Genomic DNA, 21537 nt, shown 5'->3' with positions numbered 1-21537 from the left:
AATCGGCGGGTGTGACCGTCACTGTACCCGGACCCACACTCGGCGTCGTCGGTGGGGGCCAACTCGGGCGTATGCTCGGCGAGGCCGCCGCTCCGCTCGGCGTCGAACTCGTCGTACTCGACCCGACACCAGACTGCCCGGCCGCGGCTGTCGCCGACCAAATCGTCGGCGACTTCGACGACCCCGAGGCGATGGCAGCACTCGCCGCACGGGCCGATGCACTGACGTTCGAAATCGAACTCGCAGAGCCAGACCTACTCGACGAACTCGCCGCCGAGGAGGGAATCGACGTTCACCCGTCACCCGACGCGCTCCGGACCATCGAGGACAAACTCGTCCAGAAGCGGACGTTCGGCGACGCGGGGATTCCGATTCCGCCGTTCCACCGCGTCGATAATGCGGCCGACCTTCGCGCCGCCCTCGACGAGTTCGGGTCGGTCATGCTGAAGGCCCGAACTGGCGGCTACGACGGTCGCGGCAACGTCCCCGTCACCGACCCCGACGACGCGGCCGATGCAATCGAGGCCGTCGGCGGCCCGGCGATGGCCGAGGCCTTCGTCGACTTCGAGCGCGAACTGTCCGTTATCGGCGTCCGCGGCGACGACGAGATTCGGACCTTCCCCGTCGGCGAGAACGTCCACGAAGCGGAGATTCTCCGCGAGACGGTCGTCCCGGCGCGGACGACAGACGACGTTCGGGCCGAAGCCGACCGGGTCGCACGCGAGGTGCTTTCGCATCTCCCCGGTCGCGGCGTGTTCGGCATCGAACTGTTCGAGACCACAGACGGTGACGTGCTCGTAAACGAGGTCGCGCCGCGCCCGCACAACTCGGGCCACTGGACCATCGAGGGCGCACTCTGCTCCCAGTTCGAACAACACGTGCGCGCCGTCCTCGGGTGGCCACTCGGTGCGACGACACGACGCTCGCCGACTGTGATGACGAACGTGCTCAGCACTGTTTCCGAACCACGTCCGGCGCGTCTCGGCGGATTGGACGAACCACTCTCCGAACCGGGCGTCTCGCTCCACTGGTACGGCAAAGACGAGGCTCGACCGCTTCGCAAAATGGGTCATCTCACCGTCGTCGGCGACGACGAGACGGACGACGTTGAGACACTGCTTGCCCGTGCGAGCGAACTCCGGGACGGTCTCCGATTCGACTGAGCGAACACACGCAACTCCCAACGGAACCGACACACCGACGCCACCTTCGAACCTGACACCAACACCAATGACGACCGAACAGGACCTCATCGACGAACTGCACGCACAGGCCGATTCCGACCGCGACCCAGAGACGACGCCCGACGTGGGCATCATCATGGGGTCCGACTCCGACCTCGACGTGATGTCCGGCGCGCACGAGGCGCTGGACACCCTCGGGTTCGGCGAGCAGACGAAGTACGAGAACCCACCCGAGGCGCGCTTTACCTACGAGACGTACGTCGTCTCGGCCCACCGAACGCCCGACTTGCTGTACGCGTACGGCGAGACGGCCGCCGACCGCGGCATCGAAGTTATCATCGCCGGCGCGGGCGGGAAATCCGCCGACTTGCCGAACATGACGGCGTCTATCGCGTATCCGACACCCGTCGTCGGCGTGCCGGTCCAAGAGAAATCGGTCGATTCCGTCATCGGTATGCCCACCGGCGCGCCAATCGTCGCCGTCGATGCCGGAAAGTCGTTTAACGCGGCGCTCTCGGCGGTCCAGATGCTCGCGCGCGGCTTCCCCGAACTCGAAACCCGACTGGTTGCGTATCACGAATCCCTCGTCGCCGACGTGGCCGAGACCTCCGCGGCGCTCCACGACCTCGGCGTGGCGGGATTTAGAGAATCGTCCCGATAGGCGAGCACATCACGTCTGCGGTTGCTTTTTCCGTTCCGAGCGGCCGTTTTTTCTGGGCGAAACCCTCCCGGCGCACGGTTCCGGGCGTCTCTCGCGTATTTTCCAAATAGAAGCCTTCTCGCGCCCGAAACACACAAATCAATGTTTATAGGGGAGCGCTTCTAACCGCCGCACGTCAGGGAGACTACGGCATGAGTGATTGGATTGCAATCGGTGCGATGGGGCTTGTCGGTGTCGGCATACCGTTAGCGATGATGACGGTGTCGGCGCTATTGCGCCCAAGCGTACCGGAACAAGGAAAGAGTGCCACCTACGAGAGTGGTGAGGTGCCGACCGGCACAGCGCGCGTCCAGTTTAACATTCAGTACTACATGGTCGCGTTGCTGTTCGTCGTGTTCGACATCGAGACTGTCCTCATTTTCCCGTGGACAGTCATTTACCGCTCCGCCCTCGAACAGGGCGCGTCGCTGGCGACGGTTCTGGTGCCGATGTTGCTGTTCATCGGTGTCCTCGTCGTCGGCCTCGTCTGGGCGTGGCGCAACGGCGCCGTCAAGTGGGTCAAAAGCCCGCAGGCGAACCGTCGTAAGACAGAGAGGCAAGATGCATGAGTAGCGAACAGAAACCATTCGTCACCGACGATACACAGGTACAGACCGAGACCCGCGACGCCCGCATGGCGGGTGCGGACGACCGGTTCAACTCGAAGCTTCGGGAGGCGTTCGGCTCGTCACCGTTCATTCTCACGAAGTTCGACAAGTTCATGAACTGGGTCCGCGGGTCCTCGATGTTCATGCTGCAGTTCGGTATCGCGTGCTGCAGTATCGAGATGATGCACACGTACGCCATCAAGCACGACCTGGACCGCTTCGCGGCCGGTGTCCCGCGTGCGTCGCCGAGGCAGGCGGACGTGATTATCGTTCCGGGGACCATCGTTTCGAAGTTCGCCCCGCGTATGAAGCGCGTCTACGACCAGATGCCCGAACCGAAATTCGTCGTCGGCATGGGGTCGTGCACCATCTCCGGCGGACCGTTCCAGGAGGGCTACAACGTTATCAAGGGCGCAGAAGAGGTCATCCCGGTGGACATCCACATCCCCGGTTGCCCGCCGCGCCCGGAAGCGCTCATCTACGGCATTGCGAAGCTCCAAGAGCGAATCGCAAACGGCGAGTCCAGCCCCGTGACGGTTAAACCGTACGAACTGGAGCAGTTCGGCGACCTCGAACGCGACGAAATCGTCGATAAGCTCGCCGCACAGATCGACGAAGACGACCTCGTCATGCGGTACAACTGGGCTGATTCGCCATGAGCCTCGAAGAACAACAACCCGACGACGACCCCGCGGAACTCGAAGCCGCAGTTAGTCGCGGCGACGAACTCGCCGAACTGCTCGGCGACCTCGTCATCGGCCGCGAAGAACACATGAACGCGCCGGGTCTCGTCGTTCGCCCAGACGAGGTCCAAGAAGCGCTGTTCAAGCTTCGTGACGAAGCCGGGTTTGACCACCTCTCGTGTCTGACCGCACAGGAGTACGAGGACCGATACGAGTCCATCTACCACCTCACGAGCTTCGACGACCGAACCGACGAGGTAAGCGTCGTCGTTCCCACGTCGAAGGACAACCCGGTCAGCCAGTCGGCCGAACCCGTCTATCGGACCGCGGACTGGCACGAACGCGAGGCGTACGACCTCGTGGGAATCCAGTACGAGGGCCATCCGGACCTCCGCCGCATTCTCCTCCCCGAGACGTGGCAGGGCCACCCGCTGGGTCTCGATTACGACCAAGAGCGGCCGCAGATTGCGACGCTCCGCGAGCACGCGAATCCGCTCGAAAAGGACCAGCGTGCAGAACAAGGGAACACGATGTACGTCAACATCGGCCCGCACCACCCTGCGACCCACGGCGTGCTTCACGTCGAGACGGTCGTCGACGGTGAGCAGGTCGTTGACCTCAACCCCGACATCGGCTACCTGCACCGCTGCGAAGAACAGATGTGCCAGCAGGGGACCTACCGGCATCAGATTATGCCGTATCCCGACCGTTGGGACTACATCTCGGCCGGTCTCCTGAACGAGTGGGCCTACGCCCGCGCTGCGGAGGACCTCGCGGACATCGACGTCCCCGAATACGCACAAATCATCCGGACGCTCGGTGCCGAACTGTGCCGTATCGCATCGCACATGATTGCGCTCGGCACGTTTGCGCTGGACGTCTACGGCGACTTCACCGCCATCTTCATGTACGCCATGCGGGACCGCGAAATCGTTCAGAACATTCTGGAGGACCTCACCGGTCAGCGCATGATGTTCAACTACTTCCGGCTCGGCGGCGTCGTGTGGGACCTTCCCGAACCCCGCGAAGAGTTCTTCGAGAAGATTCGTGACTTCCTCGACGGGCTTCCGGAAGCGCTCGAGGAGTACCACGACATGATCACCTCGAACGAAATTCTGCAGGCACGTACGGTCGGGACGGGCGTCCTGCCGCCGGAAGTCGCAAAGAGCTACGGTGCGACCGGACCGGTCGCCCGCGGCTCCGGCATCGACTACGACCTTCGCCGTGACGACTCCTACGGCTACTACGACGAACTCGACTGGGACGTCGTCGTCGAAGACGGCTGTGACAACTTCTCGCGTCTGCTCGTGCGGATGCGCGAGGTCGAGGAGTCGGCGAAGATTATCCAGCAGTGTGTCGATCTGCTCGAAGACTGGCCCGAAGACGAGCGCAACATCCAGTCGAACGTGCCGCGCACGCTCAAGCCGGACGAAGACACCGAAATCTACCGCGCCGTCGAAGGCGCGAAGGGTGAACTCGGCATCTACATCCGCGCCGACGGCACCGACAAGCCGGCGCGCTTCAAGATTCGGAGCCCATGTTTCTCGAATCTCCAGACGCTCCCCGAGATGTCCGAAGGCGAGTACATCCCCGACATGATCGCCTCGCTCGGTAGTCTCGACATCGTCCTCGGTGAGGTGGACCGTTGATGTATCTGCAAACCACGACACTCTCGGAGACTATCAGCGGTCTCCTCGGTCTCGACGGCGTCATCGGAGATGTCGTTGGTGGACTCGTTGGCGCATTCCTCGTCGCCAACATCATGCTCATCATGACGGCGTTCGCCGGTCCATGGGCAAAGCGGAAAATCACGGCCGCGTTCGGTGACCGTATCGCCGTCAACCGTATCGGGCCGTTCGGTCTCTTGACCATCGTCACGGACGCTGTGCGACTGCTGTCGAAGGAACTCATCGTTCCGGAAGGCGTTGACCGTCCCGCATGGGACATCGCTCCGATGGTCATTCCGTTCTCGGCGTTGCTCGGCTTCGCTGTTATCCCGATGGGTAACGGCATCCAACTGGCCGACCCCGAGACCGGTCTCGCGTTCGCCTTCGCCGTGGCGTCTATCGCGTCGCTCGGTATCGTCATGACGGGCTACGCGTCGAACAACAAGTTCTCGCTCATCGGTGCGCTCCGTGCGGTCGCGGCGAACATCGCCTACGAGATTCCGCTCGTTATCACCGCCGCATCGGTCGTTATCTTCACCGGCTCGCTTCGGATGAGCGAAATCGTCGCCGTGCAGGCAGAACCACTCGTCTCCGTCGCCGGTATCACGATTCCGACGTGGTTCGCGTTCGTGAATCCGTTCGCGTTCGCGCTGTTCATGGTGGCGAACCTCGCAGAAATCGGACGGAACCCGTTCGACATTCCCGAGGCGCCGACCGAGATTGTTGCTGGGTACCAGACAGAGTACTCGTCTGCGTACTTCGTGCTCATCTACCTCGGTGAGTTCATCCACATCTTCCTCGGCGGTGCGCTCGCGGCGACGCTGTTCCTCGGCGGTCCAGCAGGGCCATTCCTGCCCGGATTCGTCTGGTTCGTCATCAAAATCTGGGCGTTCTTCCTGTTCACACAGTGGGCGCGTTCCGCAGTGCCGCGCCTTCGTGTTGACCAGTTCCTCGACATCGGTTGGAAGGGCATGCTCGTGTTGTCCTTCGCCAACCTGGTTCTCACGGCCATCATCGTGGGGGTGATTGCATGATCGGAATTCTGAAAGGCATGGCAGTGACGCTGAAGCACGCACTCGACGGGCAGACGTTTACGGTCGAGTACCCCGAGACCGCGCCCGAAGTGAGTCCGCGTTTCCGTGGCGTCCACAAGTTCAGCCAAGAGCGGTGTATCTGGTGCCGTCAGTGTGAGAACGTCTGTCCGAACGACACGATTCAGATCGTTCAGGACGACAAGCGCAACGGCGAGCAGTACAACCTACACATCGGCCAGTGTATCTACTGCCGACTGTGCGAGGAGGTCTGTCCCGTTGACGCCATTCTGCTCACACAGAACTTCGAGTTCACGGCGGACACGAAGAACGACTTCGTCTACAACAAAGAACAGCTCAAGAACGTCCCGTGGTACAAGGATATCGACCCGCTCAACTCACGAAACCCCGACCGCAACGCGTGGATCGGCGAGGGCGAAGGAGAGGTCGATTATCAGTAACATGACCGCGAGTGAATCGTTCGAGTACCGTCAGCCTGCGTCCGCTATCGGACGCTGAGGACGTTCTCGAAATGTTCAAAGGGATATCTCAAGGAGACATACACAATGGTTTATGAAACCATCGCGTTCGCGCTGTTCGCCCTCGTCACCGTAGGGTGCAGCCTGGGCGTCGTCCTCGTGCGGGACATCTGGCATTCCGCACTCCTGCTCGGGGGCGCGCTCTTGAGCGTCGCGGTGCATTACGTGATGTTGCAGGCGGAGTTCGTCGCCGCCATGCAGGTCCTCGTCTACGTCGGCGGGGTACTGATTCTCATCACGTTCGCCGTGATGCTGACGCGTATCGAGCCGGAGGTGAGTAGTACATGACAACGAAACCGCAACTGAAACTCGGTTCGCATCTCGTACCCGGACTCGCTGCCGCCGCGTTGTTCGTCGTAATGGCAGTCGTGTTCCTCGGTGCATCGTTCCCGGACCCACAAGGGTTCGCAGAGGGTGCCAACATAACCGCGAGCATCGGCTATTCGATGTTCAATCTCGACTTCGGAGACGTCGCGGGCGAGAGCATGCTGGTCGCGTTCGAAATCATCGACCTCGTGCTCGTCGCGGCGCTCGTCGGTGCCGTGCTCCTCGCACGCCGCGAGGACGAAGCCGGCCAAATGCGAACCATTCTGACCGACGGCGGCCGCGAACTCAAGCAGACGCTCTTCGACGACACGGAGGGTGAGAACTGATGGTCCCACCGCAGTACTACCTCGTGCTGTCTGCGGCCATCTTCTGTATCGGCATCTTCGGGCTCTTGACCCGCCGGAACGCGCTGTTGTTCCTGATGTCGGTCGAGCTGATGCTGAACGCCGCGAACATCAACCTCGTCGCGTTCTCCTACTACTGGGGCAACGTGACGGGCCAGACGTTCGGTCTCTTCGTGCTGGCGCTCGCCGCCGCCGAAGTCGCAGTCGGTATCGGTATCATACTCACACTCTACCGCAACTTCGACGACGTGGACGTGATGAACGCGACCACGATGAGGTGGTAACATTATGGCAGGTATTCTCGAATTCGCTCCGGCCATCGTCCTCCTCCCATTCCTCTCGTTCCTGATCGCACTTGGAGCGGGACGGTACATGCCGAAGGGCGGTGCGCTGGCGGGTATCGGCGCGACGGCGGGGTCATTCGCACTCTCCGTGGCGACGTTCTTCGCCGTCAGTGGTGGACAGAACTACAACCAAACGATTTACACGTGGGCGGAGGGTCTCGACGCGGTCAACCTGACGTTCGGTCTGCTCATCGACCCGCTTTCGGCGATGATGCTCGTCATCGTGACGCTCGTCGCCTTCCTCGTCCACGTCTTCAGTCTCGGCTACATGAACGACGAAGGCGAGACGGGTCTGCCGCGCTACTACGCCGGTCTCGGCCTGTTCACCGCCTCCATGCTCGGGTTCGTCGTCGCCGACAACCTACTCATGGCGTTCATGTTCTTCGAGCTGGTGGGCCTGTGTTCCTACCTGCTCATCGGATTCCACTTCCGGCAGGATGGTCCGCCGAGTGCCGCGAAGAAGGCGTTCCTCGTCACCCGATTCGGTGACTACTTCTTCCTCATCGGTGTCGTCGCAGTCTTTGCGACGTTCGGCTCCGCCGCCTTCGCCGGACCGGACGCCTTCCCGGTGCTCGCCGAGGAAGCGCTCCACGGCGAACACTCGGTCAACACGTTCCTCGGAATGGGTGAACAGGCGTGGTTCACTGTCGTCGGTCTCCTCGTTCTCGGAGGCGTCGTCGGCAAGTCCGCGCAGTTCCCCCTGCACACGTGGCTTCCGGACGCGATGGAAGGTCCGACCCCGGTTTCCGCACTCATCCACGCAGCGACGATGGTCGCGGCCGGTGTCTACCTCGTCGCCCGGATGTACGGTTTCTACGTGCTGACGCCGACGACGCTCGCCATCATCGCCCTCATTGGCGGATTCACCGCCCTCTTCGCGGCGACGATGGGTGTCGTCAAAAAGGAGATCAAGCAGGTACTCGCGTACTCGACTATCAGCCAGTACGGCTACATGATGCTCGGTCTCGGTGCCGGTGGCTACGTCGCGGCGACGTTCCACCTCATGACGCACGCCTTCTTCAAGGCGCTGTTGTTCCTCGGTGCCGGTTCGGTCATCATCGCGATGCATCACAACGAGGACATGTGGGACATGGGCGGTCTCAAAGACAAGATGCCCGTGACCTACTACGCGTTCCTCTCGGGGTCGCTCGCCCTCGCTGGCATCGTCCCCTTCGCCGGCTTCTGGTCGAAAGACGAGGTTCTGTACGAGACGCTCATTCACGGACTCGGCGGCAGTCCGATTCTGCTCGCCGCGTACGCGATGGGTCTGCTCGCCGTGTTCTTCACGGGATTCTACACCTTCCGGATGGTGTTCCTCACCTTCCACGGTGAGCCGCGGTCTGGAACGGCGCGTGACCCCCACGGCGTTCGATGGAACGTCAAGGGTCCACTCGCCGTCCTCGGCGTGCTCGCCGCGACGGCCGGACTCGTCAACATGGTCCCGGTCGAGAAGCTCTTCGGCATCAAGGGAATCGACTTCCTACACCAGTTCCTCGACGGGAGCTTCAGCTCGCTGAACGCACACCACTACGCCGAGCTTATGCCGTACAGCTCGGGATACATCGGCGGCGAGACGGGAACCGTCGCGATTGGCGCGGCCGTCTCCCTCGGTCTCGCACTCGCCGGTGCCGGACTCGCTCACCGCCTGTACAACGTCCCCGAGCCTGTCGAACACACCGACAAGCTCGGCGGCATCAAGACCACACTGTACAACAACTACTATCAGGACGAGTATCAGGTCTGGATCGCCACTGGCATCGTCCAGCCTATCTCTCGCGCCCTCGATAAGTTCGACCAAGGTATCGTTGACGGCGTCGTCAACGGTCTCTCCAGCGTGAGCCTGTTCGCTGGCGGCCGCATCAAGCGCCTCCAGACTGGTGTGGTGAGCAACTACGCCGCACTGCTCACGCTCGGACTGACGGCGTTGATCATCGGTCTCGGTCTGATTGGAGGTTGGTTCGCATGATAATCGAAGCGCTCATCGCAGTCACGTTCCTCGCCGCGCTGGTCACGTTCGTCCTACCGGACCGGTACGCCGGTAAGGCGGCCTTCGCGCTGAGTCTGATTCCCGTCGTCGGGAGTCTCTTTATGTGGCAACAGTACGACGCGAGCGGGAACGCCCTCTTGGGCGGGACGGTCGCGTTCGAAACAGACGTCGTCTGGCTCCAACTCGGCCAGTACGACCTCCACTGGATGGTCGGCGTTGACGGCATCAGCATGCCGCTTATCGTCCTGACGACCATCCTCACCACGCTCGCAATCGTCAGCGCGTGGACGCCCATCGCAGAGCGTCAGTCCCAGTTCTTCGGCCTGATGCTCTTCATGGAGGCGAACCTTCTCGGCGTCTTCACGGCGCTCGACTTCTTCGTCTGGTTCATCTTCTGGGAGGCCGTGCTCGTCCCGATGTACTTCCTCATCGGTGTCTGGGGCGGTCCCCGCCGCAAGTACGCGGCGATCAAGTTCTTCGTCTACACGAACATCGCGTCGCTCGTGATGTTCATCGGCTTCATCTCGCTGGTGTTCGGTCTCGGCGATTCCATCTCGTCGCTCCGACTCCCCGAGATTGCACAAGCGTTGCAGGCGGGCCAACTCGGCGGCTTCGCCGGACTCTCGGCTGGCGCGCTCGCGTCGGTCGCGTTCATTGCGATGTTCTTCGGATTCGCGGTGAAAGTCCCGGTCGCCCCGCTCCACACGTGGCTCCCGGACGCACACGTTGAGGCGCCGACGCCAGTCTCCGTGATGCTGGCCGGCGTCCTCCTGAAGATGGGTACCTACGCCCTGCTCCGGTTCAACTTCACGATGCTCCCGGAGACGGCACGAAGCTTCGCGCTCCCCATCGCCCTGCTCGCCGTTGCGAGCGTCATCTACGGCGCACTGCTCGCGTTGGCACAGCAGGACCTCAAGCGCATCGTCGCGTACTCCTCCGTCTCGTCGATGGGGTACGTCATCCTCGGTCTCATCGCCTACACCACCTACGGTGTCGGCGGTGCGACCTTCCAGATGGTCGCCCACGGTCTCATCTCCGGTCTGATGTTCATGGCCGTCGGCGTCATCTACAACACGACGCACACGCGTATGGTGACGGACATGTCAGGCGTTGCTGACCGAATGCCCGTCACGGCGGGTATCTTCGTCGCCGGCGCGTTCGGATACATGGGTCTCCCGCTCATGGCCGGCTTCGCGGCCGAGTTCTTCATCTTCAAGGGCGCGTTTGAGTCCACGGTGATGGAGGCGATGCCGCTCTTTACCGGTGCGGCGATGTTCGGTATCGTCATCGTCGCGGGCTACCTGCTGTTCGCGATGCAGCGGACTCTGTTCGGACCGTTCGAGTTCGATGGCGACTACGACGTCACCAGCGCGCCGTTCCACGATGTCGCGCCGCTCGCGGTGCTTCTCCTCTTGACCATCGTGCTCGGTGTCTCTCCGGACATCTTCTTCACCATGATTCAGGACGCGGTTAATCCGATTCTCGAACTGGGAGGTGCGTTCTAAATGACGCCACTCCAAACCGCCCCCGAGTGGACGGCGGCGGCACCCGCAATCATCCTCGCGGTGACGGGTCTCGCCTTACTGCTCATCGACACCATCGACCCCGACACGTCGAGCAACGGCCTTCTCGCCGGACTCTCGACGCTCGGGTCGCTCGCCGCTGGCGGTGTCGCCGGCTGGTTCCTCACTCAGGGAACCGGGATGGAATCGTCTGGCGGCGCAATCACGCTGTACGGTGACGCGCTCGTCATCGACGGGATGAGCCTGTTCTTCACGCTCATCTTCACGAGCGTCGCCGCGATGGTCTCTGTCGCGTCCTACGACTACCTCGCAGGACGCCGCTACCAAGGCGAGTTCTACTCGCTCGTCATGTTCGCCGCCACGGGGATGACCCTCATGGCGATGTCGAACTCGCTTGCGACCGTCTTCGTCAGCCTCGAACTCGCGTCGCTACCGTCGTACGCGCTCGTCGCGTTCCTCAAAAAGAACCGCGGCAGTATCGAGGCCGGTCTGAAGTACTTCCTCATCGGCGCGCTGTCGTCGGCGGTGTTCGCGTTCGGTATCAGCCTCGTGTACGCCGTCACCGGCACGCTACTCCTGCCGGAAATCGCGGCCAACCTGTCCGTCTCGTCCGACCTCGTCGGCGTTCTCGGACTCGGTGTGCTGATGATTGCGGGTGGCTTCGCCTTCAAGACCGCCTCCGTTCCGTTCCACTTCTGGGCGCCGGAGGCGTACGAGGGTGCACCCGCACCGGTCAGCGCGTTCCTCTCGTCTGCCTCGAAGGCCGCCGGTTTCGCGGTCGCGTTCCGCGTCTTCACCGTTGCGTTCCCGCTCGGCCCCGTCACCTCGCTCAACGGCGGGGGCGTTGACTGGTCGCTTCTGTTCGCGGTGCTCGCCGTCGTCACGATGACGCTCGGTAACTTCGCCGCGGCGACCCAAGAAAACGTCAAGCGGATGCTCGCGTACTCCTCTATCGGTCACGCAGGGTACGCGCTCATCGGTCTCGCGGCAATCACCACCGACGGTGGTGCCGCAAACGGTCACGTCCTCGGCGCGAGTATGGCCCACCTGCTCGTCTACGGCTTCATGAACACGGGTGCGTTCCTGTTCATCGCCATGGTCGAAAAGTGGGGTCTCGGCCGAACCTTCGCGGATTACAACGGCATTGCATCGAAGGCACCCATCGCCGCCACGGCGATGACTGTCTTCATGTTCTCGCTGGCAGGGCTCCCGCCGTTCGGTGGCTTCCTCTCGAAGTACTTCCTGTTCCTCTCGGCCATCGAATCCGGCTTTTGGTGGCTCGCCGCCGTCGGCGCGGTCAACAGCGCACTGTCGCTGTTCTACTACAGCCGCGTCGTGAAGGCGATGTGGATCGAAGAGCCGTCGGAACCACTCGAAATCGGCAGTCAGCCGGTCGGCCTGTACGTGGCGGTCATCTTCGCCGCGGTCGGGACGGTCCTGCTTCTGCCCGGATTCCGCCCGGTCATCGAAACCGCACAGACCGTCGCCGCGGCGCTCTTCTGAGCGCACTGCTGGTCGGTCTGTAACCGACACAACCGCTTTCGTTCTTTCTTATTTCGAACGCAGTAGTTCTCCGAGCGCCGACGCGAGTTCTTCCGACCGTCGGAGCGTTAGCCCGTCGGTGGTGACAAACACTCCTGCCTCGGCGTTCGTGACGCGCGTCAAGTAGCCGTGTTCGAACGCTCGGACCGTGTACTGGTAGTCGCCGAGTTCCGACCCTCGGTAGGCGGTCCGCGCCTGGAAGCCGTCAGTTTCGTGTTCGACGAACCCGGCGAGGTCGGCGTCCGCTTCGAGGTCGGTCCGGAGGTACAACTGCTCGAAGCGGTCGTGCGTGAAGTACGTCACACTTCGGACGTCGTCGCCGGCGACGGTTCGGCACGCACGGACGAACGACTCGGTGCGTGACTCGGGAAGCAAGTGAGATTTGAGTTCCATCTTGTTATGTGTCATGTATTGACACGACATAATATCATCGCTGGATGGGATGACGGTAGGGTTTTGCGGCCGGAGACCCACCGTGAGCGTATGGTACATCGACTGGTCCTCGGGTGTGACTCCGTTGGGGGGGACCTTGTCGGAACGCTCGCCGCGAGTCCCGGGTCGGTCACTGTTATCTGTGAACGGGAACGGCGGGTCGAAGACCTCCGGGCGGACGGAATTACTGCATCGGTTGGCGACCCGTCTGACCCGACAAACTACCCCGACGACATCGACACCGTCATCGTTGCCGGCGAGTCGGCGGCGGCGAACCTCGACGCGGCAGTTGCCGCACACGACCGGTTTGCAAAAGCGTCGCTTCTCGTGTATCTCGCCGACGACGCCGAGAGGTCGGTCCGAACGGCAATCGAACGCATCGCAGACGAAGTCATCGACTCGCGTCGCATCGTTTCGGACCGGATTCTCGATGCCGTTGGCACGTCGCACACAGAGCGCCTCAAGCGTCTCATGCAAGTCCTGCGAGACCTCGACGGCCCGCTCGCGGTTATCATGCACGACAACCCCGACCCGGACGCGATTGCCGCCGCCCTCGCGTTGCAGTCGATCGCCGAGCGAGCGAACGTCGAAGCCGACGTGTGCTACTTTGGCGACATCTCTCACCAAGAAAACCGCGCGCTGGTGAACCTCCTCGATTTGGACCTGAACGTCCTCGACGACGTGCCGGACGAGGACGAATACGCCGGCTACGCGCTCGTCGATCACTCGCGTCCCGGCGTCAACGACCGCTTACACGAAGACACGGACATCGATATCGTCATCGACCACCACCCGCCCCGCGGGCCGGTCCAAGCGGCCTACGTTGACCTCCGTCAGGACGTCGGTTCGACGAGCACGCTCCTCTCCGAATATCTCGAACGCTTCGGGATGGTCCCCAACACGACAGTTGCGACTGCTCTCTTGTTCGGGATTCGCGTGGATACGAACGACTTCACGCGGGAAGTATCGACCGCCGACTTCGAGGCCGCGGCGTATCTCGTCCCCCACGTCGATTCCGACCTCTTAGAACGCGTCGAGACGCCGAGTATGACCTCGGAGACGATGGAAACGCTCGCACGCGCGATTTCGAACCGCGACGTTCGCGGGGATATTCTCACGACGAACGTGGGCGACATCCGCGAACGGGACGCGCTGGCGCAGGCGGCCGACTACCTCCTCGGTATGGAGGGTATCGAGGTCACCGTCGTCTATGGCTTGATGGACGGGACGGTGTACGTCTCTGGACGCGCTCGCGGTGCTCGGGTTGACCTCGGAGAGACGTTCCGAGACGCACTCGGGACCATCGGAAGCGCCGGCGGTCACGCCGACATGGCGGGGGCGCAGATACCGCTCGGTATCCTCGACGACGTGGGTGACGACTCTCGGGAGTCGCTCGCAACGATTGTCACCGATATCGTCGCCGGCCGGGTCTTCGAGACGATAGAACACACGACGCCGACGCCGAAACTCGACACCGATGTCGCCTTCGAGTACTCACTCGGTGAGTGAGTGCCCACATGTTTTTGCCGACGCTCGCCTTATCTCGGGGAAGATGAGTACCAAAGCGACCGTCAAGGAGTACATGACGCGCGAGGTTCAGACCGTCTCTCCGGGCGACACGGTCGCGGACGTGGCCCGCCGAATCGTCGAAAGCGACGGGCACAACGGATTTCCCGTCTGTGATGGGCGCAAAGCAGAGGGCTTCGTCACCGCCCGCGACATCCTCCTTGCGAACGACGGCGAGCGTATCGACGCGGTAATGGCGACCGACTTGGTCGTCGCACACCCCGAAATGGACGTAAACGACGCCGCCCGCGTCATCCTCCGCTCCGGCATCCAAAAACTCCCCGTCGTGGACGACACGGGCAACCTCGTTGGCATCATCTCGAACACGGACGTCATCCGGAGCCAAATCGAGCGCGCGACGCCCGAGAAGGTGGGGAAACTCATGCGGACGCTCGAACAGATTCACGGCATCACGGTCCACCAAGAGCGCCGCACCGTCTCGCTGTCCGACCTCATTCCGACGCAGGCCCGCGTCTACGCCGACGAACTCGACGGCCGTCGTTACGAACTCGAACGCGGACTCGCAGAGCCACTCGTCGTCATCGACAACAACGGAACGCTACTGCTCGCCGACGGCCACCACCGCGTCCTCGCGGCCGACCGCATCGGTATCGAGGAGATGGAAGCGTACGTCATCGTCGTGGACGACCCCATCGAACTCGGCATGCAACGGACCGCGGAAAAGGAAGGACTCTCTTCGATTTCCGACATCGACATCGTCGATTACGCTCGGCATCCGCTCGTGGAGACCACGCGACGGCTTCAGTAACGACGGTCTGTCACTTCTGTGGCTCCCGGTCTCCGTTCTCCGTGTCTCCATATCGCTACATCTCCGTGTCTCAGCTCTCCACGTTTCCGTGTCTCGTAGTGCGTCGTAGACGTGCCGCAGGTTCGACTACTCGGAGGCGACGCCGTACTCGCGTTTCCACGCGGCAACGGTCTCGCGGGCGGCGTCTTCGTCGTCGAACCGCACGGAGTCGTAGCCGCCGCCCTCCGGTGACTGGTGGAGCCTGTCGAAGCGGACGTGCCACGCGGTCGGCCCGTGGCGGAGTCGAATCGTTGCGTGCCCGTCGCTTCGTTCCCACTCGACGATACGGTCGTCGCTACGGACTTCCGTCCAGCTCATACGGGACGAAGGCGTTCCGAGCCGAAGTGTCTACCCATCCGCGAGCGTCGAAGCGTCCGTCGCCGCCGTCGCCGACACGGGTCTCGTCTCGACGCCGCAACCGGGACAGACCGCGTAGCCGAGTCGGTCGTACGGAATCTTCGGAGACGGCCGTTCGAGCCCACAGTTCCCACACGTGAAGTATGACACCCATTCGAAGGCCATACACTGACTCACGAGTGTCAGCATATTAATTAGTATCTGATTATTTCACCAAATGGTATCCTACCGGTGCGATTATTCTTGCCCACGCTAACGGACAGTCAATGACAGTCGAGAATCCGCGCCGGGCGCTTGGGGTGGTCTTTTTCATCGTCTTCATCGACCTCCTCGGGTTCGGTATCCTTATTCCCGTCATTCCGTTGTACGCGCTTTCGTTCGGCGCGACGGAGTTCGTCGGGAGCCTGCTCATCGCGTCGTACTCGGCGATGCAGTTCCTCGCCGCGCCGTTTTTAGGTCGAATCTCCGACGCCCGCGGGCGGCGACCCGTGCTCTTGTTGTCGCTTTCGGGGAGCGTTATTGCGTGGCTACTGTTCGGTGTCGCCGGGTCGCTCACCGTGCTTTTCGTCGCCCGCATGCTCGCCGGTGCGATGGGCGGTAACATCGCCACCGCGCAGGCGTACATCGCCGATATCACGGCCGCAGAGGACCGCGCGAAGGGACTCGGACTTCTCGGAGCCGCGTTCGGTCTCGGGTTCGTCTTCGGCCCCGCACTCGGCGGTTTTTTCGCCAGCGAGCCAGTTATCGCCGCGGCTCGGTCCGTTCTGCCGGCGTTCGTCCCCGTCTCGGAGTTTTCACTGCCGAGTTTCGCGGCCGCGCTCATCACCGGGTGTAACCTCGTCGTGGCGTTTTTCGTTCTTCCGGAGTCTCGACCACCCGAAGTGCGAGATCGCTCTCCGGACCCCCGCTACTCACGCGAGTCTCGCGTCGAACTCCTCTTGTCGGCGCTTCGCACGCGCGGTCTCGGAACGCTCGTCGTCTCGTTTTTCCTCGTCTCGTTCGCCTTTTCAGCGCTCGAAAGTCAGTTCATCTTTCTCACGAACGACCAGTACAGCTACGGTGCGACCGAAAACGCTCTCATTCTCACGTACGTTGGTATCGTCCTCGCAGTCGTACAAGGCGGTCTCGTCGGCCCGCTGACGAACCGCTTCGGGGAGTACCGACTTGTCGTCGGCGGAGCGGCGATTCAGGTCGTCACGCTCGCTGTCGTTCCGTTCTCGCCGGTCCTCGGGAGGCTCGTCCCCGAGGTCGGACGGCTGTTACCGGTCGGTCCGACGCTCGTCCCGGGTGTGCTCGCGCTTCTCGCCGTCATGACGCCGCTGTCGTTCGGAAACGCTCTCACAAACGTCTCGTTAAACACTCTCGTCTCGCGGTCCGCGGGGGACGAAGAACAAGGCGGCGCGTTCGGTCTCACACAGAGCGCTGGAAGCCTCGCGCGGACCTTCGGTCCCGCGCTGGCCGGCGGACTCTACACCGCAATCGGGTTTTGGGCACCGTTCGTCGTCGGCGGCGCGCTGATGATTCCGATTCTCGTCTTACTCGGACGACTCGACCGCAAGACTGTCACCGCGACGACGGCGTGAAACTACTCGGTCGGAATAACGACACTCAGCACTGACGCGGACGGGTCAGGCTGGCGTCGGTCCCTCCGGGGCTGGCGAGTCGTCGTCGGTGCGGAAACTCGACACGAGGTCGAGCGACTCGTCTACGCTTCCGAGGAGGAAAAGCGAGTAGTACCGGAAGAAGGTCACGACGGGCATCTGTACGAGCGCGCTGACCGCGAACGTCGTCAGGAGGAACAGAACCCCGATGATGCCGAAGACGACGCCGCCAGCGAGTGAGAACAGCGGGACTCCTGCGGCCGAGAACGCGATAGCGAGTCCGCCACCGACGATGACGAACGGGATAGCGGCCACAAACAAGAGGAGGAGCGCGGCGATTCCCACGGCGATACTGGCGGCGAAGCCGAGAAACAGTCGGACGACGACGTAGAGACCGAACTCGGCGAGTTCGGACCGGAACACCGAGAGGACGCGACGAACCGACGAGAGGACGTACCGGTCTTCGGCGATCATCGTCGGAACGACGAAATCGGTGGTCAACTGGAGGACGGCACTGAGGAGTAATAACACGGGGATAGCGAGGAAAATAAGCGGGATTACGACGAGAACTAACCCTCCGACTGGGGTGCCGCCGAAGAGTAGTGCGAGAACCGGGAGGGTAAGCACGAGTACCACGGCGAGTACGAGACCGGCCTTGAAGACGAACACCCGAAGTCCAAGTCCCAAGCGCTCGCGGAACGGCTTTCTGATGCGGATGTCCTTCGAGACTACGCCGTCAACGAGGACGAACTGCATCACGGAGCCGACGAAAAAGAACCCGAGTACGAGGAGTACGATGACGGCCAGAAGTCCGACCGTTGCGATGAATACGTTCTCCGGTGTCACGAACTCGGGAAGCGAGTCAACGGGAACGTCTCCTGTGCCGCTGGGTACCGACGTGCCCGTGTTACCGGCACCGCCGCCGCCACCGCTTCCGAACCCGCCGACGAAAAACGCGATAAACGCGAGGCGCGCCCATCGTTCTGCGTCGAACGGGAGGAGAAGCGACGCTGTCGCGTCACGAGCGTCGTCGAGGGCGTCGATTGCCTTCCAACTCATGCGTGAAGTTGCAACGGCTCAACAGATAAAGGTGTTCGACGAACGAGGTGCCATCCCAGAAGTGGTGCTGTCTCGTGGCTCTCTGTTCGGTTGTCCGCTCGAATCCGCGAACTCGACCCGGACCGCGTACCCTTTTCTATCATCCTGCGTATCACCCCACATGACGCCCTTCGAACGACGCACCCGCGCCTGTCAGGAGCGACTATCGGCCGCCGACACCGACGCAGTCGTCTTGTTCCCCAGTCCGAACCTGCTGTACCTCTCCGGATTCGAGGACGAACCTGCGGAGCGTCACCTGCTTTTGTTCGTCCCGCAGGAGGGCGACCCGGCGTTTCTCGTCCCCGACCTCTACGAGACACAGGTTCGCGCGGAGTCGTGGGTCTCCGACGTGCGGACGTGGAGTGACGACGAGGACCCAGTCGTCGCGCTCGAAGCCGTCGTTTCCGACCTCGGACTCGACGACGGTCGCATCCTCGTTGACGACACGATGTGGGCACGCTTTACCCAAGACCTCAGAGCGGTGCTTCCGAACGCCGACTTCGGGCTTGCGAGCAACGCTCTCGCACCGCTCCGCGTACGCAAGGACGACGCGGAACTCGACGCGTTACGTCGCGCTGGCGCGGTCGCCGACCGCGTCGTCACCCGCCTCCGCGAGATGGGACCGGACGCAATCGGGATGACGGAGACCGAACTCGCCGCCGAAATCGAGCACCTCCTCGCAGACGAAGGCGGCGAGGGTATCCCCTTCGGGCCGCTCGTCGGATCGGGACCGAACGGTGCGATGCCGCACCACACCCACGGCGACCGCGTCATCGAGTCCGGCGACCCCGTCGTCCTCGACTTCGGGACGCGCGTTGACCACTATCCGAGCGACCAGACGCGAACCGTCGTCTTCGGTGGCGACCCGCCAGAGGGGTTCGCGGACGTTCACGAGGTCGTTCAGGCCGCCCGGACCGCCGCCGTCGAGGTCGTCGAACCCGGCGTCACCGCTGGTGAGGTTGACCGCGCGGCCCGCGAGGTAATCGAGGAGGCTGGACACGGCGACCGGTTCATCCACCGAACCGGCCACGGTGTCGGTCTCGACGTCCACGAAGAACCGTACATCGTCGCCGGGAACGACCGCGAACTCGACGTTGGCAACGTGTTCAGCATCGAACCCGGAATCTACCTCCCTGACGAGTTCGGCGTCAGAATCGAAGACCTCGTCGTCGTCACCGAAGACGGTGCGGAATTGCTAAACGACACCGACCGCGGCTGGCAACTCTAACGGATTCTGACTCGGACTCGGAGTCAGACTCGAACCCGAACCCGAACCCGAACTCAGAGTCGGAGTCGGAGTCGAAACCAGGCCCGGACTCGACGCAAAATCAGTCTGCATGACGTGTTCGCGGGCGATGTCGCGGGCGAGCGGGTGCGCTCTGAACATCCCATACTGCACGTCGGCGGGGATAAACAGGAGCATCGAGATGGTAGACACGAACGGCGTGGGGTCGAACTCGAATGGGGCGAGTCCGGTATTGAACGCCACGTTCAGAACCAAGGCGGTAAACAGCGCGAAGGCGAGGATTCGGTTTTGGTCTCAGAGCGGCTCGTGCTTCGTGATAGCGTGTCGTCCGATTCTCACCGCGCCCCAAAGCAACAGCACGTAAGCGTAGCCCATGAAGACGTAGAACACGGCCTTTTGTCGAGCGAGAGCGCACGCAAGTCCCAGCGTGGTGGTGCTCACGCCGGTCCAGACGAACGACGTTTCGGGCCACAGCAACGTGCCGAGAAAGAATCCAATCGAGATGACGCCCGCGACGAGCCATCCCGCGAGCGAGAGCGTTCGATTTCCGGTGTACGCGGACGCGAACAGGAACCAAAGCGGCGGAACCGCGACGATACAAATCCCGAGTTCGGTCGCTCCCGGCCGGTCTCGCCACCGCTCGACGAAGGACTTTGCGACGACCAGTGCGACCCCGCTGACGGCCAGAGTACGATTGGTGCTGGTGGCACACCAGCTATTGCGGGGATGTTTGGCTATGGTGACATTACTGCTTCGGTGGGTCTCACCTCGATTACTACTTCAGTAAAAACCGCTTCGGGACGGTACCGAGCCGACGTACCGCGTTAGTAGGCGGTATTGGGTGTTATTCGTCTGCTTCCGCGTCACCGGACGGCACGGCGTCGCCGATGAGCGTGTCGATATCCGCGTGTTCGTAGAGCAGGTCGCGCATGCGCTGGACGGTGCGCTCATCTCGCGTGCGGCCCGTGCTGACGATGTCTTCGGCGCGGTCGGTCACGGAGAGCGTATCGCCGTTGACGAGGAGGACGGGGACGCCCTTCTCCTCGGCCTTGCCGATGACGGCACCGACGGGTCGGTGACCACCGGTGAGGATGATACACTTGACTCCGGGGGCTTCGAGCGCGGCGCGCTGGATGTTCGCGCGGTCGCCGCCGGTGATGACCGCGGCGTCCTTCGTGCGGCGGAAGTAACGGAGCGCCGCGTCGCCGCCCATCGCACCGACGAGGAACCGCTCGACGAAGGCGTCGGTGGGGGCGTCAGTTGCGAGTTCCGCGCCGAGTTCGTTAGCGAGGTCGGAGACGGTGACGCCCGCGAGGTCCTTTTCGTTCGGGACGACACCGAGGACGGGAACGCCGCGCGCTTCGAGGAACGGCGCGACCTCGGATTCGACTTCGTCGTAGGTGGCGTCGCTCACGCGGTTGAACACGACGCCGGCGAGGCGGTCGGAACCGATGTCTTCGACGGCCGCGACCACGTCGTCGAGGTCGCTCGAATCTTGGTAGTCGGCGACGAGGATGACTTCGGCACCGAGGAGGTCCGCGACGTCACCGTCGGTGAGGTCGATGATGCCGCCGGTTCGGTAGTTGCCACCGCCCTCGACGAGCATCAGGTCCTTTCCGGCCGAGATATCTTCGAAGTGGTGCGAGATGACCTCGGAGAGTTCGTCCGTGTTCTCTCTACCGCGGATGGCTCCCTGAATGAACGTCGGGGAGTAGACCACGGGTTCGAGTTGATGCATCTCCGCGTCGATGTCGAGGAGTTCGCGGGCGAGCATCGGGTCCTCGTCGAGGGTCTTGCCGGTGCTGGACTGCAGGCGCGTTCCTTTGGGCTTCATGTAGCCCACGTCCAGTCCGCGCTCCCTTGCGAGGAGGCCGAGTGCGAGCGTGATTGCGGTTTTCCCGGTGCTTTCTCCGGTCGAGGTGACGAGTACCGTATTCATTATTGAGTGGT

General features: G+C 62.6%; 23 protein-coding genes. 17 read left to right on the top strand and 6 right to left on the bottom strand.

Annotated elements, in window-relative coordinates; genetic code table 11:
- Positions 1-11: 11 nt before the first annotated feature.
- From C440_RS14640 to C440_RS14580, 13 genes are all read left to right on the top strand, one after another.
- Positions 12-1163, top strand: coding sequence for a 5-(carboxyamino)imidazole ribonucleotide synthase (locus C440_RS14640; protein WP_008321371.1), 1152 nt, complete (start codon positions 12-14; stop codon positions 1161-1163).
- Positions 1164-1230: 67 nt separating this feature from the next.
- Positions 1231-1845: a 5-(carboxyamino)imidazole ribonucleotide mutase gene (gene purE, locus C440_RS14635; RefSeq protein WP_008321370.1), complete on the top strand. Its 615-nt coding sequence runs from the start codon at positions 1231-1233 to the stop codon at positions 1843-1845.
- Positions 1846-2036: 191 nt separating this feature from the next.
- On the top strand, positions 2037-2453 hold the full coding sequence (locus tag C440_RS14630; protein ID WP_008321369.1) for an NADH-quinone oxidoreductase subunit A: 417 nt from the start codon (positions 2037-2039) through the stop codon (positions 2451-2453).
- Positions 2450-3151, top strand: a complete 702-nt coding sequence (locus C440_RS14625) for an NADH-quinone oxidoreductase subunit B (RefSeq protein WP_008321368.1) — start codon at positions 2450-2452, stop codon at positions 3149-3151. Before C440_RS14630 ends, C440_RS14625 begins: the two co-directional genes overlap by 4 nt.
- Positions 3148-4824 (top strand): NADH-quinone oxidoreductase subunit D, encoded by a 1677-nt coding sequence (locus C440_RS14620; protein WP_008321367.1) that lies wholly within the window; start codon positions 3148-3150, stop codon positions 4822-4824. The genes C440_RS14625 and C440_RS14620 overlap by 4 nt, the downstream gene beginning before the upstream one ends.
- Positions 4824-5876 carry a complex I subunit 1/NuoH family protein gene (locus C440_RS14615; RefSeq protein ID WP_008321366.1) on the top strand — a complete coding sequence of 351 codons (1053 nt, stop codon included), beginning with the start codon at positions 4824-4826 and terminating at the stop codon, positions 5874-5876. The genes C440_RS14620 and C440_RS14615 overlap by 1 nt, the downstream gene beginning before the upstream one ends.
- Positions 5873-6334 (top strand): NuoI/complex I 23 kDa subunit family protein, encoded by a 462-nt coding sequence (locus C440_RS14610; protein ID WP_004572690.1) that lies wholly within the window; start codon positions 5873-5875, stop codon positions 6332-6334. Before C440_RS14615 ends, C440_RS14610 begins: the two co-directional genes overlap by 4 nt.
- A gap of 105 nt (positions 6335-6439) precedes the next feature.
- Positions 6440-6700: an NADH-quinone oxidoreductase subunit J gene (locus tag C440_RS14605; RefSeq protein ID WP_008321364.1), complete on the top strand. Its 261-nt coding sequence runs from the start codon at positions 6440-6442 to the stop codon at positions 6698-6700.
- On the top strand, positions 6697-7065 hold the full coding sequence (locus C440_RS14600) for an NADH-quinone oxidoreductase subunit J family protein (RefSeq protein ID WP_008321363.1): 369 nt from the start codon (positions 6697-6699) through the stop codon (positions 7063-7065). Before C440_RS14605 ends, C440_RS14600 begins: the two co-directional genes overlap by 4 nt.
- Positions 7065-7367, top strand: coding sequence for an NADH-quinone oxidoreductase subunit NuoK (gene nuoK / locus C440_RS14595; RefSeq protein ID WP_008321361.1), 303 nt, complete (start codon positions 7065-7067; stop codon positions 7365-7367). Before C440_RS14600 ends, nuoK begins: the two co-directional genes overlap by 1 nt.
- A gap of 4 nt (positions 7368-7371) precedes the next feature.
- Positions 7372-9393, top strand: coding sequence for an NADH-quinone oxidoreductase subunit L (nuoL, locus tag C440_RS14590; RefSeq protein WP_008321360.1), 2022 nt, complete (start codon positions 7372-7374; stop codon positions 9391-9393).
- On the top strand, positions 9390-10919 hold the full coding sequence (locus C440_RS14585; protein WP_008321358.1) for a complex I subunit 4 family protein: 1530 nt from the start codon (positions 9390-9392) through the stop codon (positions 10917-10919). The genes nuoL and C440_RS14585 overlap by 4 nt, the downstream gene beginning before the upstream one ends.
- The gene (locus C440_RS14580) at positions 10920-12440 is read left to right on the top strand and encodes an NADH-quinone oxidoreductase subunit N (protein WP_008321357.1); all 1521 of its coding nucleotides are present in this window, start codon (positions 10920-10922) and stop codon (positions 12438-12440) included.
- 48 nt (positions 12441-12488) lie between these two features.
- On the opposite strand, the gene C440_RS14575 is transcribed toward C440_RS14580, so the two are convergent.
- On the bottom strand, positions 12489-12872 hold the full coding sequence (locus C440_RS14575) for a DUF7522 family protein (RefSeq protein ID WP_008321356.1): 384 nt from the start codon (positions 12870-12872) through the stop codon (positions 12489-12491).
- Positions 12873-12962: 90 nt separating this feature from the next.
- Here C440_RS14575 and C440_RS14570 point away from each other — a divergent pair, with 90 nt between their 5' ends.
- The gene (locus tag C440_RS14570; protein WP_008321355.1) at positions 12963-14420 is read left to right on the top strand and encodes a DHH family phosphoesterase; all 1458 of its coding nucleotides are present in this window, start codon (positions 12963-12965) and stop codon (positions 14418-14420) included.
- A 43-nt stretch (positions 14421-14463) separates the two neighbouring features.
- A complete protein-coding gene (locus C440_RS14565) occupies positions 14464-15246 on the top strand; it encodes a CBS domain-containing protein (RefSeq protein WP_008321354.1) in 783 nt (260 codons plus the stop codon).
- Between the two features lie 126 nt (positions 15247-15372).
- Here C440_RS14565 and C440_RS14560 read toward each other — a convergent pair whose 3' ends face one another.
- Both C440_RS14560 and C440_RS17855 read right to left on the bottom strand, forming a co-directional pair.
- On the bottom strand, positions 15373-15603 hold the full coding sequence (locus tag C440_RS14560; protein ID WP_008321352.1) for a DUF7543 family protein: 231 nt from the start codon (positions 15601-15603) through the stop codon (positions 15373-15375).
- 30 nt (positions 15604-15633) lie between these two features.
- Positions 15634-15807 (bottom strand): hypothetical protein, encoded by a 174-nt coding sequence (locus tag C440_RS17855; protein ID WP_169317799.1) that lies wholly within the window; start codon positions 15805-15807, stop codon positions 15634-15636.
- Positions 15808-15908: 101 nt separating this feature from the next.
- Here C440_RS17855 and C440_RS14555 point away from each other — a divergent pair, with 101 nt between their 5' ends.
- Positions 15909-17225, top strand: coding sequence for an MFS transporter (locus C440_RS14555; protein ID WP_008321349.1), 1317 nt, complete (start codon positions 15909-15911; stop codon positions 17223-17225).
- Positions 17226-17270: 45 nt separating this feature from the next.
- On the opposite strand, the gene C440_RS14550 is transcribed toward C440_RS14555, so the two are convergent.
- Positions 17271-18302, bottom strand: a complete 1032-nt coding sequence (locus C440_RS14550; protein ID WP_008321347.1) for a DUF7544 domain-containing protein — start codon at positions 18300-18302, stop codon at positions 17271-17273.
- Positions 18303-18462: 160 nt separating this feature from the next.
- Between C440_RS14550 and C440_RS14545 the strand changes: the two genes are divergently transcribed.
- Positions 18463-19569, top strand: a complete 1107-nt coding sequence (locus tag C440_RS14545) for a M24 family metallopeptidase (protein ID WP_008321346.1) — start codon at positions 18463-18465, stop codon at positions 19567-19569.
- 312 nt (positions 19570-19881) lie between these two features.
- Here C440_RS14545 and C440_RS18095 read toward each other — a convergent pair whose 3' ends face one another.
- Together C440_RS18095 and C440_RS14530 are read right to left on the bottom strand one after the other, a co-directional pair.
- A complete protein-coding gene (locus C440_RS18095) occupies positions 19882-20157 on the bottom strand; it encodes a hypothetical protein (protein ID WP_241432050.1) in 276 nt (91 codons plus the stop codon).
- Positions 20158-20431: 274 nt separating this feature from the next.
- Positions 20432-21526, bottom strand: coding sequence for a phosphotransacetylase family protein (locus C440_RS14530; RefSeq protein ID WP_008321343.1), 1095 nt, complete (start codon positions 21524-21526; stop codon positions 20432-20434).
- Positions 21527-21537 lie beyond the last annotated feature (11 nt).

Source organism: Haloferax mucosum ATCC BAA-1512 (assembly GCF_000337815.1).
Classification (GTDB): domain Archaea; phylum Halobacteriota; class Halobacteria; order Halobacteriales; family Haloferacaceae; genus Haloferax; species Haloferax mucosum.
The sequence above is the reverse complement of the archived record's forward strand: the minus strand, read 5'-3'. Positions and strand labels throughout refer to the sequence as shown.